The organism is Streptomyces sp. NPDC058295 (assembly GCF_042880655.1).
In the GTDB taxonomy this organism is placed as follows: domain Bacteria; phylum Actinomycetota; class Actinomycetes; order Streptomycetales; family Streptomycetaceae; genus Streptomyces; species Streptomyces coriariae.
This window is the reverse complement of record NZ_JBHVYO010000007.1, coordinates 92,520-109,812: the sequence shown is the minus strand read 5'-3', so window position 1 is coordinate 109,812 and position 17,293 is coordinate 92,520. Positions and strand designations below refer to the sequence as shown.

The 17,293-nt window shown below is 72.8% G+C and carries 14 protein-coding genes; 7 read left to right on the top strand and 7 right to left on the bottom strand.

Going from position 1 to position 17,293, the window contains the following annotated elements; translation table 11 throughout:
• From ACFVYS_RS09930 to ACFVYS_RS09915, 4 genes are all read right to left on the bottom strand, one after another.
• Nucleotides 1-2,448, bottom strand: coding sequence for a right-handed parallel beta-helix repeat-containing protein (locus ACFVYS_RS09930; protein ID WP_389500515.1), 2,448 nt, complete (start codon nucleotides 2,446-2,448; stop codon nucleotides 1-3).
• A gap of 107 nt (nucleotides 2,449-2,555) precedes the next feature.
• Entirely contained in the window at nucleotides 2,556-3,161 is a 606-nt protein-coding gene (locus ACFVYS_RS09925) for a hypothetical protein (RefSeq protein ID WP_389500750.1), read from the bottom strand.
• A 182-nt stretch (nucleotides 3,162-3,343) separates the two neighbouring features.
• Nucleotides 3,344-4,168: an MOSC domain-containing protein gene (locus ACFVYS_RS09920; protein ID WP_389500513.1), complete on the bottom strand. Its 825-nt coding sequence runs from the start codon at nucleotides 4,166-4,168 to the stop codon at nucleotides 3,344-3,346.
• A 39-nt stretch (nucleotides 4,169-4,207) separates the two neighbouring features.
• A complete protein-coding gene (locus ACFVYS_RS09915; protein ID WP_020125984.1) occupies nucleotides 4,208-4,639 on the bottom strand; it encodes a DUF6643 family protein in 432 nt (143 codons plus the stop codon).
• 299 nt (nucleotides 4,640-4,938) lie between these two features.
• On the opposite strand from ACFVYS_RS09915, the gene ACFVYS_RS09910 reads away from it, so the two are divergent.
• The gene (locus tag ACFVYS_RS09910; RefSeq protein WP_389500748.1) at nucleotides 4,939-6,246 is read left to right on the top strand and encodes a TerD family protein; all 1,308 of its coding nucleotides are present in this window, start codon (nucleotides 4,939-4,941) and stop codon (nucleotides 6,244-6,246) included.
• A 75-nt stretch (nucleotides 6,247-6,321) separates the two neighbouring features.
• Here the strand turns inward: ACFVYS_RS09910 and ACFVYS_RS09905 are convergent, their stop codons facing one another.
• Nucleotides 6,322-7,515: a glycosyltransferase gene (locus tag ACFVYS_RS09905; RefSeq protein WP_389500746.1), complete on the bottom strand. Its 1,194-nt coding sequence runs from the start codon at nucleotides 7,513-7,515 to the stop codon at nucleotides 6,322-6,324.
• Between the two features lie 39 nt (nucleotides 7,516-7,554).
• Between ACFVYS_RS09905 and ACFVYS_RS09900 the strand changes: the two genes are divergently transcribed.
• Nucleotides 7,555-8,340 carry a glutamate racemase gene (locus tag ACFVYS_RS09900; protein WP_389500511.1) on the top strand — a complete coding sequence of 262 codons (786 nt, stop codon included), beginning with the start codon at nucleotides 7,555-7,557 and terminating at the stop codon, nucleotides 8,338-8,340.
• A gap of 105 nt (nucleotides 8,341-8,445) precedes the next feature.
• Nucleotides 8,446-9,021 (top strand): hypothetical protein, encoded by a 576-nt coding sequence (locus tag ACFVYS_RS09895; protein ID WP_389500510.1) that lies wholly within the window; start codon nucleotides 8,446-8,448, stop codon nucleotides 9,019-9,021.
• A 25-nt stretch (nucleotides 9,022-9,046) separates the two neighbouring features.
• Here the strand turns inward: ACFVYS_RS09895 and ACFVYS_RS09890 are convergent, their stop codons facing one another.
• On the bottom strand, nucleotides 9,047-10,129 hold the full coding sequence (locus ACFVYS_RS09890) for an O-antigen ligase family protein (RefSeq protein ID WP_389500508.1): 1,083 nt from the start codon (nucleotides 10,127-10,129) through the stop codon (nucleotides 9,047-9,049).
• Nucleotides 10,130-10,350: 221 nt separating this feature from the next.
• Here ACFVYS_RS09890 and lnt point away from each other — a divergent pair, with 221 nt between their 5' ends.
• From lnt to ACFVYS_RS09870, 4 genes are all read left to right on the top strand, one after another.
• Complete coding sequence (gene lnt, locus ACFVYS_RS09885; protein WP_389500506.1) at nucleotides 10,351-11,961, top strand: apolipoprotein N-acyltransferase; 1,611 nt, start codon at nucleotides 10,351-10,353, stop codon at nucleotides 11,959-11,961.
• Nucleotides 11,962-11,988: 27 nt separating this feature from the next.
• Entirely contained in the window at nucleotides 11,989-12,468 is a 480-nt protein-coding gene (locus ACFVYS_RS09880; RefSeq protein ID WP_389500504.1) for an NUDIX domain-containing protein, read from the top strand.
• A gap of 54 nt (nucleotides 12,469-12,522) precedes the next feature.
• Complete coding sequence (locus ACFVYS_RS09875; protein ID WP_389500502.1) at nucleotides 12,523-13,326, top strand: 3-hydroxybutyrate dehydrogenase; 804 nt, start codon at nucleotides 12,523-12,525, stop codon at nucleotides 13,324-13,326.
• 85 nt (nucleotides 13,327-13,411) lie between these two features.
• Nucleotides 13,412-15,340 (top strand): helix-turn-helix domain-containing protein, encoded by a 1,929-nt coding sequence (locus ACFVYS_RS09870; RefSeq protein ID WP_389500500.1) that lies wholly within the window; start codon nucleotides 13,412-13,414, stop codon nucleotides 15,338-15,340.
• 66 nt (nucleotides 15,341-15,406) lie between these two features.
• On the opposite strand, the gene ACFVYS_RS09865 is transcribed toward ACFVYS_RS09870, so the two are convergent.
• Entirely contained in the window at nucleotides 15,407-16,822 is a 1,416-nt protein-coding gene (locus tag ACFVYS_RS09865) for an MFS transporter (RefSeq protein ID WP_389500498.1), read from the bottom strand.
• Nucleotides 16,823-17,293: the final 471 nt, after the last annotated feature.

Genomic DNA, 17,293 nt, shown 5'->3' with positions numbered 1-17,293 from the left:
TCAGGGCAGCTCGGGCAGGTCCTCCGCGTACAGCAAGGTCAGGTCGTCCGTGCTCGGCTCGGCCACCTGGGCCACTCGACTGGCGTGCCGCTCCACCATCGCCTCGAACGTCTGGCGCGCGGTACGCCCGTTGCCGAAGGCGGGCCCCTTGGGGAGCACCGTGAAGTACTTCAGCAGGGCGTCCGCGGTGCCCGGAGCGAGCCGGTACTCGTGCTCCTCGGCCTGCTGTTCCACGATCCGCAACAGCTCTTCGGGGCCGTAGTCGCCGAAGGTGATGGTCCGTGAGAAACGGGACGCCACCCCGGGGTTGACCGAGAGGAAGCGCTCCATCTCCGCCGTGTACCCCGCCACGATCACCACCACGGAGTCCCGGTGGTCCTCCATCAGTTTCACCAGGGTGTCGATGGCCTCCTTGCCGAAGTCGCGGCCCGCGTCCTCCGGCGACAGCGCGTACGCCTCGTCGATGAACAGCACGCCGCCGTGGGCCCGTTGGAAGGCCTCCTGGGTGCGGATCGCCGTCGAGCCGATGTGCTCGCCGACCAGGTCGACGCGGGACACCTCGACGAGATGGCCCTTCTCCAGCACGTCCAGGGCGGCGAGGATCTCGCCGTAGAGGCGGGCGACGGTGGTCTTGCCGGTGCCGGGGGAGCCGGTGAAGACCAGATGGCGCTTGACGGACGCCGCCTTGAGCCCGGCCTGCTGACGGCGCCGGCCCACCTCGATCATGTCGATGAGGGCCCGCACCTCGCGTTTGACGCTCTCCAGGCCCACCAGCGTGTCCAACTCGCCGAGCACGTCCTTCGAGGTCCGCACCGACGTCTCCGGCTCACCGGCGGCCCGCTGCGGTTCCGGCGCGGTGACCCGCTGCTCGGGGAGCGTGCCCAGCACACCCGGCGACTGGGCGGTCGTCTGCACCACCGGCGCCGGCGCCGCCGCGGCCCCGGGTGTCCGCACGCCCGCGCTCTCGTCGCTGGTGCAGTCCTCGACCAGGGGACCGGAGCCCGAGCCCGCGTCGCCCCCGGCGTCGGCGAACTCGTAACCGCCGCGCGCGCAGCGCTCCGTACGGCACTTGCGCAGCGTCGTACGACTGCCGTCTATCACGTGGAAGCCGTAGCCGCCGCTGTTCGTCACCCGGCAGTCGAGGAAGGTGCCGCGGCCACCGGCCGACACATAGAATCCGGCCTCGGCGGGGGAGTCGACGGTGCAGCGCTCGACGGTGGGGTCGGCGCCCTTGGTGACGATCACGCCGGTCTGGGTGCTGTCCACGGTGCAGTTGTTGAGGGTGCCGCCGCTGCCGTGGTCACGGAACCACGCGCCGGTCGCCGCGTCCCGGATCCGGCAGTCGTCGAGCTGGGCGGTCGCCCCGTCGCTCACCGACACGGCCGTGTTGCGCACCTGGGACAGGTCGCTGTCCACGACGTCCGCGCGGGAGCCCCGGTCGAGGACGAACAGGGCGTCGGGCACGTCGTGCACCCGGCAGGAGTCGAGGACCGCGGTGGCGCCGTCGCTGACCCAGACGGCCGGGTAGTCGCCGGTGCTGTCGAAGATCTCGCACTGGTTGGCGTCCACGCGCGTGCCCGGGTCCCACACCGACAGCCCGTTGCGGCCGAACTGACGCACCGTCGTACGGGTCAGTGTCAGTACGGAACGGGAGCGCAGGTCGACCGCGTTCTCCGGGATGTCGTGGATACGGCAGTCGGCCAGGGTCAGCACGGCGTCCGTGTCGAGCGTGACGCCGTCGGAGGTGGTGCGGTGCACATCGCAGTCGGTGAGGTGCGCGGTGGCCCGGGCGGTGATCTGCACACCGCTGCCCCTGACCTCGTAGACCTCGCAGCCCACCGCCTCCAGGGAGGAGTTGTCGCCGGTCGCGCTCAGACCCGCGCCCGACGTGTGGTGCACCCGGCAGCGCTCCAGCCGGGGGTGGGCCCCGCCGCGCACCGAGACGCCGGCCTGACCCGCCGCGACGACCTCGCACTCCTCGAAGACACCACCACCGCCGTCGACCACGGCGATGCCGATGCCCGCCGGGTTGTCGACGGTGCACCGGCGCACCGTCGGGCGGGCGTTGCCCCGCACTTCGATGCCCGCCGCCGACCGCGTGACGATCCGTACGTCCAGCAGCTCGGGCGTGCCGTCCTCGACGAGCACCGCGGGCGCGGCCGCGTCCTGGCCCTCCACGTGCAGGTCCTGTACCACCGCCGAGGCGCGCACGGTCAACGGCACCCCGTCCAGGGGCGCGAGGCGCACGGAACCGGGGGAGCCCTCCGGGCCGCGCAGCGTCACCGACCGCTCCACGACCAGGTTCTCCCGATAGGTTCCGGGAGCGATGGTGAGCACGTCACCCTCGGCCGCGGCCTCCAGGGCGGCGGCGAGCGATGCGTACTCACCCGTGCGGCGCCGCCACCTCGATGTGCCGGTGTGCGTCACCTGGACCGTGCCCTGTGCCATGGCGTTGATGTGCCCCCACCTCGTGGTACGCGGGTTGATGCCGAATGGTTCGGCCGGACCACCGTAGCGTGCGCGCGGGTGGTGGGTTGACCAGAGACGGAAGGCCGTCAGCTGCCGGTGCCGGTGCGGCCCCAGTCCGGGCCCGCACGGTCCCAGGCCTGGTCCCAACGGGCGTACCGGCGACGGACCAGGCGCCAGACGATCAGCCGCCGAACGCCCTCGACGGTGCCCGCGGTGAGCAGGGCCGCGCCGAAGCCGGCGAGCACGGCGTGCGTCGTCGCCGTGGCGGAGTCCAGCGGGCGGGCCACCAGCGCGCCGTGCCCGTCCGTCCATATCTCGAAGTGGTCGCCGCCGTACGGGGTCTTGAGGCCCGCCAGGACCGTGCCGTGCCGTGTCGTGCCGTCGGGGGCCGTCCAGTCCGCGACGACCCGGGTGCGGGCCTCCCGGCCGGTGGCCGTCTCCGGGTCCACCTCCAGCGGCGAACCGTCCACCTTGCGCACCACGGTGGCCGTGACCGCGTGGCGGGACTGTCGCTGTTCCCGGACCGACTGCTGGAGCACGTCCTGCGCCACGGCGCCGACGAGGGAACCCACCACGGGCGCGACGAGGAGGACCAGCAACAAGGCCGACAAGGCCACCCACGCCTCGACCAGATCCGTCGTCCGACGCAGTGGGTTGTGTCGCCAGCGCCAGATTCCGCCGATCGCTCGCACCGCCCCCACCCCCTTCCCGCTCCGTGATAACCCCCGTTGGAGCCGTTCACGCGCGAGCCCGGGGAAAGAGAGAGCGAAATCACCAGAGCCCGGGACCTCTCATGAACTTCTCACCCAATCCCAACGCTCCGGAGCCGGGCCGGGGTTCCCACGGATCGCCCGGCCTCCGACCTAGGCCGGAACTATGCGATGACGCGCACCGGATCACCGACTCTGATCGTGCCGTGACCGAGAGGCACCAGGTTCTGCCCGAAGATCAACTTGCCGCCGAGGCGCCGATGCCGGCCCAGGGTGTGGAGGGGTTCCCTGCCGCGGGTCGCGGTGTCCTGGTCGGTGGTGGTCACGACGCAGCGGCCGCACGGCTTGGCGACCCGGAACTCGACCTCGCCGACGGCGAGGCGCGACCAGCCGTCCTCCGCCCACGGATCGGTGCCCGCCAGGACGAGGTTCGGCCGGAAACGGTTCATCGGCAGCGGGCCCTCCTCGGCGTGCTCGCCCTGCGCGATCAGCGAGTTGAGGGCGTCCAGGGACGCGGTCGTGGCGGCCAGCAGCGGATATCCGTCGGCGAAGGTGACGGTCTCGCCGGGTCGCGCGTACCCGGGGTCCACGGGCCGTCGGGTCGCGGGGTCGTCCATGTGCACCAGCCGCACGTCGGCGCCGAGGAGGGCGCTGCACCAGGCGTGCGCGGTGTCGTCGGCGAGGACCCCCTCCACCTTGTCACGGAAGATCTCCATCGACACCGTGCCCACCGGCTCGGGCACCGGCACGGTCAGCGGCTCCAGACCGGGCGCGGACAGACGCACACCGCCGCCGGGCAGAAGCTCGGCGGCGGCCAGCGCGAGGCGCGGCCGCTGACGTTGCGTGACGACCTTTCCCCCGTCGTCGATCAGCGCCCAGCGTCGGTCCCCGGCCAGCCCCCAGGGCTCCACGACGGCTTCCCGGGGTGCCTGACCCCGGAACGCCTTGACCGGATGGACGTGAATCGACAGCAGCTGCACATGCCCCATGGGGTCATCCTGCCAGGTGGCACCGACGACCCCGTGGGCTCAGTAGCCCCGGTACTGCTGGTTGTACGGGTCCTGGTACTGGGGCGCGGCGGGCCGGGGAGCGGCCGGGCGCATGGCGTCGTAGCCCGTGCCGGGGCCCGCCGGACGCGGCTGCTGCTGCGCCTGGGGTCCGGGATAGCCGCGCGGAGCGCCTGCCTGCGGCGGGATGTACGCCGCCGGAGCCTGCTGCAACGGCGCGGGCTGCTGCGCCTGCGGATAGCCGTAGCCGTAGGACTGCGAGGGGCCCGCCGGGAGAGCGGGCAGCGCCGACGGCAAGGCGGGCAGGTTGCTGCTGCCCATGTCGTACGCGGCGGGGACCCGGATCGGGGCGATCTGCGGGGTGCCCCGCTCGGCCACGAGCGAGTCGTAGATCGGAGTGTCCGGGAAGGAGGCGTAGTAGCCGCCGCCATAGGTGGAGCGGGGGGAGGTCATGGCACATAAGTTAAGCCCACGATGTGCTGGTTGGGGAGACCGATAAGAGGGTTGATTTCCGTGTCCGCGGTGACCTCGGACCCCCAATGCGAGCGAACTTGGGGAAAAGGGACGGCGCGCGACCTTCCGATCGTGTAAAGGCCGAGTTCCGAGCGGGTTACCGGCGGTTGGTCAGGGCCGATCCTGCGCTCCCGATGGGAGTTCTCCGTCCCGCGCAATAGGTTGGCCGGAAAGACAACCCGAGGGGTGCCGAGGCGTGCGGCCCGGTGCACTGACACGCGATGGGGGCGTACATGTCAATGTCGAAGGGGTCCAATGCTCCGGTGCCGACCACGGCGCTGCGGGTCGAACTGGGCTGGCGCTCGGGAACGGGTGTTCCGGACGCGGACGCCTCGGCGCTGCTGCTGGTGGGCGGGAAGGTCCGTTCCGACGCGGACTTCGTCTTCTACAACCAGCCGACCCACTCCTCCGGCGCCGTCCGGCACGAGGGCAAGCGCGACGCCGGGGGCCGGGTGACCGACCGCCTGCTCGTCGACCTCGCGCGCGTGGAGCCCGCGATCGAGACCATCGTCCTGGCGGCCTCGACGGACGGCGGCTCCTTCGGCCACGTGCCGGATCTCTACATCGAGGTACGGGACGCGGCGCAGGGCACCGTCGTGGCACGGTTCGACAGCGCAGGCGCGACGGTGGAGACGGCCTTCGTGCTGGGAGAGTTCTACCGCCGCCAAGGCGCCTGGAAGTTCCGGGCCGTCGGCCAGGGCTACGACAGGGGTCTCGAAGGCCTGGCCACCGACTTCGGGATCGCCGTGGACGAACCGCAGCAGGCGGCCGCCCCGGCCGCGCCCGCCCGTCAGGTTCCTCCGCCGCCGCCGCCGTCCCAGCAGCCGACGATGCCCGCTTTTCCGGCCACGGTGCCCCCGCCCGTCCACCAGGCCCCGCCTGCGCCGCCGGCCCCGCCCGTCGCACCGGTCCGGCTGACCAAGGTGACGCTGACCAAGGCCGCCCCGTCGGTGTCCCTGAGCAAGCAGGGCGGCACCTCGGGCGCCCTGCGCGTGAACCTGAACTGGGAGGTGCGCAAGCAGTTCTCGGGGTGGGGCAGCAAGCGCGGCCGCGCCATCGCCATGCACAACGACCTCGACCTCGACCTGTGCGCCCTGTTCGAGCTCGCCGACGGCCGCAAGGGTGTGGTCCAGGCCCTCGGCAACGCCTTCGGCGCCCTGCACCAACCGCCGTACATCCACCTCGACGGCGACGACCGCACCGGGGGGCTGGCGAGCGGCGAGAACCTCACCGTGAACCTCGACCACAAGAACGACTTCCGGCGCATCCTCGTCTTCGTGACCATCTACGAGGGCGCCCGTTCCTTCGCCGACCTGCACGCCACCGTCACGCTGCAACCGCAGTTCGGTGCCGCGATCGACTTCTCCCTGGACGAGTGCACGGTCCCCTCGACCGTGTGCGCGCTCGCACTGATCACCAACAACGGGGGCGACCTCGTCGTCCAGCGCGAGGCCCGCTACCTGGTGCCCGAGCGCGGGGTGAGCCCACAGCGGACCGTCGACTACACCTACGGGTGGGGCATGAACTGGACGCCGGGCCGCAAGTAGAGGCCGCCCCTGTGGCCGGGGACCCCTGTTGACAGGGGCCCCTGTACGCCTTGGCACGGGTCCCTGCACGACGGCTCAACCCTCGTCCGCGACGGCCTCCGGACGGGCGTAGGTGCGGCCCTTCCAGGCCGCGCCGCGTCCCCGGTAGTGCTGGACCGCGGAGTCGACCGTCATCAGCAGATAGAGGAACGCGGTGAACGGCAGCAGGGGAGCCGGCCACAGCGGCTGACGGTAGTAACGCAGCATCGGCACGTACGTCCCCGCCATCACCAGCCACGCGAGACCGCCGCACACGGCGGTGGCCTCACTGCCTGCGGCGAGCCCGCCGAGCAGGGCGAGCGGAGGCACCAGGTACACCAGCGCCAGGCCGAACACCGTGCCGGTCAGCAGGAGCGGACTGTGCCGCAGCTGCGCGTAGGCGCTGCGCGAGACCATCCGCCACAGATCGCGCAGCCTCGGGTACGGGCGCACGCTGTCCACGCGGTCGGCCAGCCCCAGCCAGACATGACCGCCCGCGCCCTTCACGGCCCGCGCGAGTGCCACGTCGTCGATGACGGCGTGCCGGATGGCGTCCGGGATCCGCGCCCGCTCGGCCGCGTCGGTGCGCAGCAGGACGCAACCGCCCGCTGCGGCCGCCGTCCGCGCCCCGCGTCGGCCGATCCGCCGGAAGGGATAGAGCTGCGCGAAGAAGTAGACGAAGGCGGGTACCACCAGCCGCTCCCACAGGCTCTCCACCCGCAGCCGTGCCATCTGGGAGACGACGTCGAACCCTCCGGTGCGGGCCGCCGACACCAGCTCCCGCAGACTGTCGGGCCCGTGCGCGATGTCGGCATCCGTGAGGAGGAGGTACTCGGGTTCACGCGCGCGTGCCAGGCCGATGCCGTGACGCACCGCCCACAGCTTCCCGGTCCAGCCCGCGGGAGGTTCGCCCGGCGAGTCCACCGTCAGGGGGAGCCCGCCGCGCTGCCGGGCGAGCGTGCGCGCCAGTTCGCCCGTGCCGTCGGAGCTGCCGTCGTCGACGAGGAAGATCTCCGCCCGCCCCGGGTAGTCCTGTGCGAGCAGGGAGGGCAGGCTCGCGGGCAGCACCGCCGCCTCGTCGCGCGCGGGGACGACGACGCAGACGGACGGCCACTCCCGTGGCTCCTCCCGGGCCGGCAGCCTGACGTCCGTGCGCCAGAAGAAGCCCTGACAGAGCAACAGCCACATCCAGGCGGCCAGAGTCACGGCGGCGATCCACACGATGGCGCTCACGCGCGCAGTCTGCCCCACGCCACCGGGCCGCAAGAGCACATCGTCTATGGTGGCCGGGTGAAGATCGCGCTCATGGACTCCGGAATCGGCCTGCTGGCGGCCACCGTCGCGGTACGGCGCCTGCGACCCGACGCCGATCTCGTGCTCTCCCTCGACCCCGACGGCATGCCCTGGGGGCCGCGCACTCCGCAAGACCTGACCGAGCGTGCCGTGGCCGTCGCCTCGGCCGCCGCCGCGCACCGGCCCGAGGCCCTCATCGTCGGCTGCAACACGGCGACCGTGCACGCCCTGCCCGCGCTGCGGTCCCTCCTCGAACCCGGCATCCCGGTCATCGGCACCGTCCCGGCGATCAAGCCGGCCGCGGCCGGCGGCGGCCCCGTCGCGATCTGGGCCACGCCCGCCACCACCGGCAGCCCCTATCAGCGCAACCTCATCCGGGACTTCGCCGGGGACGTCACGGTCGCCGAGGTTCCCTGCTGGGGACTGGCGGAGGCGGTCGAGCACGCGGACGAGGCGGCGATCGACGCCGCGATCACCGCGGCCGCCGCCCTCACCCCCGAGGAAGTAACGACCGTCGTCCTGGGCTGCACCCATTACGAACTGGTCGCCGACCGCATCCGTGCCGCCGTGCAGCGCCCCGACCGGCCGCCGCTCGTCCTGCACGGCTCGGCCGGCGCCGTGGCCGCGCAGGCACTGCGCCGCATCGGCGCGCGCCCCGCCCCCGAGGCGCCGGCGCTCGGCACCGTGACGGTTCTCCTCAGCGGCCGCCCCGGCGCTCTCCCGGTGCCCGCCCTGGCCTATGCGGAAGGCCGACTGCTGGAGGCCGTCAGCCCCGCCCGGTGACCGACGGGCCCGCACCGGCAACTCGGGGGCGCCCGCCGCCCGGGCGGAGCAGTCACCCTGCGCTACGTGCTACCGGCGCAGCGAAACCTGAGTAACCTCATGAATATGAGGGACCACCCCCACGACGAGAGCATCCCGCTTCCCGACGTCCCGCATGCAGACACCCCGCATCCCGACGTCTGGACCGGACGCGCCACCAACCGGTTCCAGTGGGTGCTGGCGCTCGTCGGCGCCGCCTGTATGGCGCTCGGCGTCGAGCTCGCCGTCGAATCCGCGTGGACGTCCGGCATCGCCCCGCTCGCCATGTCCGTCGTCGGCTGTATCGCCGCCGGGTTGCTGGTTCTCTTCGGCACCCTCGCCTTCGTCCACGTCGACCTGAAGCTCGACAAGGAGTCGCTCGAAGTGCGCTGCGGCCACATCGGGCTGCCGCGCCGGCGGATCCCGCTGGCCCATGTCGCCGGGGCCGACTTCGTACCGCTCGTCACTCCGCGCCACTGGGGCGGCTGGGGCTATCGCTGGCGCCCGGAGAAGGGCACGGCCGTCGTGGTCCGCCGTGGCGAGGGCGTACTGCTGCGTCTCTGGGACGGTCACACGTTCACCATCACCGTGGACGACGCGGAGTCGGCGGTGCGCGTCATCAGGGACCGGCTGCGGGCGGGCACACCCGGCACCACGCCCTGAATCCCGCACCGGGAAGACACTGAGGTCAGGCGGCCGGGCGGTCGTCTTGGCGCAGGATCCGGTCGAACTCCGGCCGGGCCTCGGGAGCCGCGGGTTCCTCGGTGAGCGGCCGGGCCGTGGCCAGGCCGGCCAGCAGTCCCGCACCGACCGACACCGTGGTGAAGCTCAGCGCGTTGCCGATCGCGGCGACGGCGGCCAGAGCAGTGAGCGCGGCACCCGCGGTGAGGACGACCGGGGTGGGGCGCGGCGCGCGCCACAGGGCGAACAGCACCCAGCAGAAGGTCGCGGCGAGCAGCAGCACACCGACGACACCCTGCTCCGCCGCCAGTTGCAGCGGCGCCGAGTGCGGTTTGCCGTCGGACAGCGTCGACTGGGCCGCCGTACCGCTCAGCTCCCCGAAGCGCCCGGGGCCCACACCGAGGCCTGCCTCCCGGTGGGCCATGCCCAGGGCGTCGCGCCACAGATCGACCCGGTGCGGTGTCAGCCGGCCCGTCAGCGCATCGGCGAGGCGGCCGGACAGCACGTTCCCGGCGACCGCCCAGATCAGGCCCGTCACCAGGGCGGCGGCCACGGCCAGGGCCGCGAGCGCGGGCCCCCGGTGGCGCATCCGGCCGGCCGCCAGGGAACACAGCAGCACCGCGCAACAGGTCACCACCGCCGTGGTCGAGCCCAGGAGGGCCCCGGCGACCGTGATGCCTGCGGCGAGCAGCCACAGCCCGAGCCGCGCCACCGGCACGGGGGCCGCCCAGGCGGCGCAGCACGCGGCACCGGCCGAGAGTGTCAGCACCGCGGCGGTGGCACCCGCGTGACCCAGCGGCGCGGCGATCTCGGGGCCCGGAGCGAGCCGGGGCCGGGCCACCGACAGGGTCAGCCCCGCCAGCGCACCGGCACAGGGCCCGGCGACCGGCAGCAACACTCCGAGGATCCGTCCCGCCGCGTAGCCGGCGGCCACCGCCAGCACCGCGAGCAGGACCCCCTCGGGGCGTCCGTCGTGCACGGCGGCGGTGACCAGGGACCAGATGGCGCAGACCCCGAGCACGGCCACGCCCGCCGCGTCAGAAACGTTTCGTCTTTCCCCGTCCCTGTCCGCGTCGAGCGCAGACGTCATCCCCGTGGAACCCACCCGTCCCCCCGAACCCGGTCGCCCCCCGACCGTGACGGCCCTGAACCGTGACGGACCCCGGCCGCCCGCGCGCGGCCTGGGGCACTGGCACACCGTAACGGCTGATGGGCGGTTTGTGGATGAGTTGCGCCGGGTTGTGCGGCAAGCGAAGACCGTCCCGCGGACTGCGTTGTCGGCCAAAAGGTCACTCGCCGTACACTCCCGGAGTGACCGTCACCGCAACTTCCGTGGGCCAGCCGGACCAGCAGGAGCCCCAGGCCGCGCGGGCCCCGCGCGGCGCGCGGCTCCTGCGCCTCGTCCCGGCCGCCGCAGCGGCGCTCTCCGGAGTGCTGCTCTACGTCAGTTTCCCGCCGCGCACCCTGTGGTGGCTGGCGCTGCCGGCCTTCGCCGTCCTCGGCTGGGTGCTGCGCGGTCGCAGCTGGAAGGCGGCCCTCGGTCTCGGCTACCTCTTCGGGCTGGGTTTCCTGCTGCCGCTCCTGGTGTGGACGGGCGTCGAGGTCGGCCCCGGGCCCTGGCTCGCCCTGGTGGTCATCGAGGCGGTCTTCGTCGCGCTGGTCGGCGTGGGCGTCGCGGCCGTGTCCAAGCTGCCGGCCTGGCCGCTGTGGGCGGCGGCGCTCTGGATCGCCGGTGAGGCGGCACGCGCGCGCGTGCCCTTCCGCGGCTTCCCGTGGGGCAAGATCGCCTTCGGCCAGGCGGACGGCGTCTTCCTGCCCCTCGCCGCGCTCGGCGGCACCCCCGTACTCGGCTTCGCCGTCGTCCTGTGCGGTTTCGGCCTGTACGAGGTCGTGCGCCTCGTCCTGGAGCGGCGGCGCACCGGTGAGGTGCGGCGGTCGGCGGCCGTCCTGGCCCTGCTCGGTGTGGCCGTCCCGGTCCTGGGCGCCGTGGCCGCCCGCTCGCTGGTCAGCGACAAGGCGGAGGACGGCACCGCGACGGTCGCCGTCATCCAGGGCAACGTCCCCCGTCTCGGTCTGGAGTTCAACGCCCAGCGCCGGGCCGTGCTCGACTACCACGCGCGCGAGACGGAGCGCCTGGCCGCCGAGGTCAAGGCGGGCAAGGTCGCCCAGCCCGACTTCGTCCTGTGGCCCGAGAACTCCTCCGACATCGACCCCTTCGCCTACGCCGACGCCGCCGCGGTCATCGACAAGGCGGCCAAGGCGATCAACGCGCCCATCTCGGTCGGCGGCGTGGTCGAGCGGGACGGCAAGCTCTACAACGAGCAGATCCTGTGGGACCCGGTGAAGGGGCCCACCCAGACGTACGACAAGCGGCAGGTCCAGCCGTTCGGCGAGTACCTCCCGCTGCGCTCGTTCATCGGCGCCATCAACGAGAACTGGACCTCCATGGTCGGCCAGGACTTCAACCGGGGCAGCAAGCCGGGTGTGTTCGACATGGACGGGACCGAGGTCGGCCTCGCCACCTGCTACGAGGCGGCCTTCGACTGGGCCGTGCGCGACACGGTCACCCACGGCGCCCAGCTGATCTCCGTGCCCAGCAACAACGCCACCTTCGACCGCAGCGAGATGACCTACCAGCAGCTGGCCATGTCACGGGTCCGCGCCGTCGAGCACAGCCGTACCGTCACGGTGCCCGTGACCAGCGGCGTCAGCGCGATCATCATGCCGGACGGGAAGATCACCCAGAAGACCGGCATGTTCGTCGCGGACTCCCTGGTGCAGAAGGTCCCTCTGCGCTCCTCCGAGACGCCGGCGACGAAGCTCGGCATCCTGCCCGAGATCGCCCTGGTGCTCGTCGCCGTGGGCGGCCTGGGATGGGCGATCGGCGCCGGGGTGCGGGCCCGTCGGAGCGCCACCGGCTGAAACGGGCGGCCCGGATAGGGTCGCCGTATGCCGACTCCTGACTTCATCACCGAGATTCGGGCCTCCGCGGGCCACCAATTGCTCTGGCTCCCCGGCGTCAGCGCCGTCGTCCTCGACGACGAGGGACGGGTGCTGCTCGGCCAGCGCTCGGACAACCACCAGTGGTGCGTGATCTCGGGCATCCCGGAACCGGGTGAGCAGCCCGCGGACTGCGCGGTGCGGGAGGTGTACGAGGAGGCGGGCGTGCACTGCGTCCCCGAGCGCGTCGTCCTGGTCCGTGCGGGGAGTCGGGTGCAGTTTCCGAACGGCGACGAATGCCAGTTCATGGACGTCACGTTCCGCTGCCGGGCCGTGGGCGGCGAGGCGCGCGTCAACGACGACGAGTCCGTCGCGGTGGGCTGGTTCGCGCTGGACGCGCTGCCGCCGATGCAGGACCGGCAGCTGTTCCGTATCAAGCAGGCGCTCACCGACGAACCCACGTGGTTCGAGACCACGCCTTCGGTCTGAAGTATGGGCGGTGACCACATGGGGCAGGGACCCGGCTCTGCCTAGGCTCGTCGCATGACTTCGCCCCCGGTCACCGCCCCCGGTCCCGCCACCCCCTTGCTCGACCTCGGCGGCCGCACCGCCCTCGTCACCGGCGCGGCCGGCGGCATCGGACAAGCCTGCGTGCTGCGGCTCGCGGCCGCCGGGGCCAAGGTCCGGGCAGTCGACCGGGACGCGGCAGGACTGGAGACGCTCGCCGGGAGCGCGGCCGGTCTGCCCGGCTGGGTCGAACCGTACGTCCTGGACCTCACCGACCTGGGCGCCGCCGAACTCGCGGCCGCCGGTACCGACGTCCTGGTCAACAACGCCGGACTGCAACGGGTGGCCCCGCTGGAGGAGTTCCCGCCGGACGTCTTCCACACGGTGCTCACCGTGATGCTGGAGGCACCGTTCCGGCTCATCCGCGGCGCCCTGCCGCACATGTACGGACAGGGCTGGGGCCGCATCGTCAACGTGTCCTCCGTGCACGGACTGCGCGCCTCCGCCTACAAGTCGGCGTACGTCGCCGCCAAGCACGGACTCGAGGGCCTCTCCAAGACCGCCGCCCTCGAAGGCGCGCCCCACGGCGTGACCTCCAACTGTGTCAACCCCGCCTATGTGCGCACCCCGCTCGTGCAGCGGCAGCTCGCCGACCAGGCGCGGACGCACGGTGTGCCCGAAGAACGTGTGCTGGCCGAGGTGCTGCTGCGGGACAGCGCCGTCAAACGGCTCATCGAACCGGAGGAGGTCGCCGAGGCCGTGGCGTATCTGTGCGGCCCGCAGGCGTCCTTCGTGACGGGTACCTCGCTGGTCCTCGACGGCGGCTGGACCGCGCACTGAGCGCACCGAGCACCCCGCCCTCCCGCGCCGGCGGAGTTGTCCACAGGGCTGACGGGGCGGCCCGGCGATGAGGAATCCTGTGAGCATGTCCCGCGATCACCTGAAGGGCGCCACGACCGCCCTCGGTCCCACCTACGACGCCGACGCGCCGTTCCTCGAGCTGCTCGCCCGGGGCGCGGCCGCCGAGGCGTACGACCGGCCCGTGCTGCTCGCCCGCGCCGAGGGAGGGTCGGGCGAGCGGATCGCGGCACTCGAACACGCCAAGCTGCTCGCGCTGCGGGTCCGCTCCGAGCTGGAGGGCCGCCGCCGACGCGAGGCCGAGCTGTCCGCCCTCTTCGAGACGGCCCACGACCTCGCGGGCCCACGCGACGTGGACGCCGTACTCCAGGCGATCGTGCAACGGGCCCGCTCGCTGCTCGGCACCGACATCGCCTACCTCAGCCTGCACGACCCGGCCAGGGGCGACACGTACATGCGGGTCACCGAGGGTTCGGTCGCCGCCCGCTTCCAGCAGCTGCGCCTCGGAATGGGGGAGGGGCTCGGCGGCCTGGTCGCCCAGACGGCCCGTCCCTACGTCACCGACGACTACTTCCGCGACGACCGCTTCCGGCACACCACGACCATCGACGCGGGCGTGCGCGACGAGGGACTGGTCGCGATCCTCGGGGTTCCGCTGATGCTGGGACCGCACGTCATCGGGGTGCTGTTCGCCGCCGACCGGCGCGCCCGGGTCTTCGAACGGGAGCAGATCGCCCTGCTCGGCTCGTTCGCCGCGCTCGCCGCGGCCGCCATCGACACCGCCAACCTGCTCACCGAGACGCGCTCGGCCCTGGCCGGCCTGGAGCACGCCAACGAGATCATCCGGGACCGCAGCGCGGTCATCGAGCGCGCCTCCGACGTCCACGACCGGCTGGCCGAACTCGTCCTGCGCGGCGGCGGGGTCCACGACGTGGCCGCCGCGGTCTCCCAAGTGCTCGACGGCACCGTGGAGTTCCTGGAGAGCGCACCGGCCGCCGCCGTGGAGGTCTCCCGCGCGGAAGGCCACGCCGTACGCCATGAGCACGACTGGGTCGCGGCGGTCGCGGCCGGCGGGGAACTGCTCGGCGCCCTGGTGCTGCGCGGCCATCCGGGCCTCGACCCGGTCGACCAGCGCACCCTGGAGCGGGCCGCCATGGTCACCTCCCTGCTGCTCCTGGCCAGACGCTCGGCCGCCGAGGCCGAACAGCGCGTGCGCGGCGAGCTCCTCGACGACCTGCTCGAAGCCCGCGACCGTGACCCGCGGCTGCTGCGCGAGCGCGCCACCCGGCTGCACGCCGACCTCGACGCGACCCATGTCGTGCTCGCGGCCCGCCTCGACGCCGCCGCACCCGACGCCGACCAGGAGGCAGCCGCGCGCCGCCGCCTGTGGTCCGCCGCCTCCCACCTCGCCGCCACCCGGCACGGCCTGGCAGCCGCCCGCGACGGCGGCACCGTCCTGCTGCTGCCCCTCGAACACGGCGACACCGCCACGGAGTTGGCCCGCCGTACCGCGCTGCACCTCGGCACCGCCGTCCACGAAGCGGTCACCGTCGGCGCATCCGCGCCGGTGCGGGGCCTCGCCGCCGACCCGGACACGGTGGTCGCCGCGTACGCGGAGGGCCGCCGCTGTCTCGACGCCCTGCGGCTGCTGGGCCGTACCGGCGACGGGGCGGCCGCCGAGGACTTCGGCTTCCTGGGACTGCTCCTCGCCGGCGACCGGGACGTGTCGGGCTTCGTGGACCGCACCATCGGCCGCGTCGTCGCCTACGACGAACGACGCGGCACGGACCTGCTGCGCACCCTGGACGCGTACTTCACCTCGGGCATGAGCCCGGCCCGCACCAAGGACGAACTCCACGTCCACGTCAACACGGTGGCCCAGCGACTCGAACGCGTCGGCCGCCTCCTGGGCGACGACTGGCAGAGACCGGCCCGCGCACTGGAGATCCAACTTGCCCTGAGACTGCACCGGTTGGCCAATCCGACACCGCACTGACCCGCCCCCGTACGCGCGCGGACGGCGTACGGAGGCGGCTGTGCGGCGGCCACGACGGGGACGGGATCAGACGGCGCGCGCGTCCGTCGCCGGGGTCCGCGGGTGCTCCGCGCCCACGCCGGGACCGCCGCCGGTCGGGTCGCCGCCGGTCGGGTCGCCGTCGGTCAGGTCACGGTGACGGGTCTCCTTGGCGACTCCCACGGCGAGGACCGTCAGCAGCGCCGCGGCGATCACGTAGAGGGCGATCGGGGTGGAGCTGTCGTAGTCGGCCAGCAGCGCGGTGGCGATCAGCGGCGCCGGCGCGCCCGCCGCGACCGAGGCGAACTGGGCGCCGATGGAAGCGCCGGAGTAGCGCATCCGGGTCGCGAACATCTCGGAGAAGAAGGCGGCCTGGGGCGCGTACATCGCCCCGTGCAGGACCAGCCCCACCGTCACGGCGAGGACCAGACTGCCGAAGGTACCGGTGTCGACCAGCGAGAAGAACGGGAACATCCAGAGCCCGATCCCGACCGCGCCCAGCAGATACACCGGCCGTCGCCCGACCCGGTCGGACAGCGCACCCCAGGCCGGGATCACCGCGAAGTGCACGGCGGAGGCGATGAGCACGGCGTTGAGCGCGGTCTGCTTGGAGACACCGGCCGAGGTGGTCGCGTACACGAGGATGAACGCGGTGATGACGTAGTAGGAGATGTTCTCCGCCATCCGCGCGCCCATCGCGACCAGCACGTCACGCCAGTGGTGCCGCAGCACCGACACCAGCGGCAACTGCTCCGTCTCCGCCGACGGCACCGCCTTGCGGGCCTCGGCCTGCGCCAACGCCTGCCGGAACACGGGGGATTCATCGACAGACAGACGTATCCACAAACCGACGACCACCAGCACCCCGGAGAGCAGGAAGGGGATCCGCCAGCCCCAGGAGGCGAAGGCGGCGTCCGAGAGCACGGCCGTGAGCAGGGACAGCACACCGGTCGCGAGCAACTGCCCCGCGGGGGCGCCCGTCTGCGGCCACGAGGCCCAGAAACCGCGCCGCCGCGCGTCCCCGTGCTCGGACACCAGCAGGACGGCGCCGCCCCACTCACCGCCGAGCGCGAAACCCTGGACCAGCCGCAGCACGGTCAGCAGCACCGGGGCGGCGCTCCCGACGGTCGCATGCGTCGGCAGCAGCCCGATCGCGAAGGTCGCCCCGCCCATCAGCAGCAGGCTCAGCACCAGCAGCTTCTTGCGCCCGAGCCGGTCCCCGTAGTGACCGAAGACCAGCGCGCCGAGCGGTCGCGCGGCGAATCCGACGGCGTAGGTCAGGAAGGACAGGAGCGTGCCGACGAGCGGGTCGGAGTCCGGAAAGAACAGCTTGCTGAAGACGAGGGCGGCGGCCGAGCCGTAGAGGAAGAAGTCGTACCACTCGATGGTGGTGCCGATGAGACTGGCGGCGACGATGCGTTTGAGGTTCGACGGGGCCGGCGGAGCGGTCGCGGGGGAGGACATCGGTACCACTTCCAAGCGGTTGGCGGGGACGTACGGTGTCGCCATACCGTAGGAATCCGCAGGTCAGGGGCACATGTGGTGGGACACCATAGTTCTGCGCGCTGAGGTGCGTGCCACCACCATGACGGCGACGCCGACGCCTCCACGAGCGCCCCGATCGAGCCGCGAGAGCACTGTCCGCGTCGCACTGTTCGGGCAGGACGCATACCTGCCGAGTTGCTGCTCGACCGCTCTCTGCGTCCACTGGAGACGGAGGGGATTTCGGTGCGCTCGTCGCGGAGTCGGTGCCGGGAGACCCGGAGAGGGACGGCACACCCGCGCAGTCGGCCGCAGCGCACACACCGAGGTCGACACCGTCCGCCACCGGCCGCGCCGTTCCGGGGAGCCGACCGGCACCGGCCCGGACGCTCCGACATCGCGGTGGAGCTCGGCCGAGCCCTCCGCGGCACGCGAGGTGGAGGCCCTCCGCGA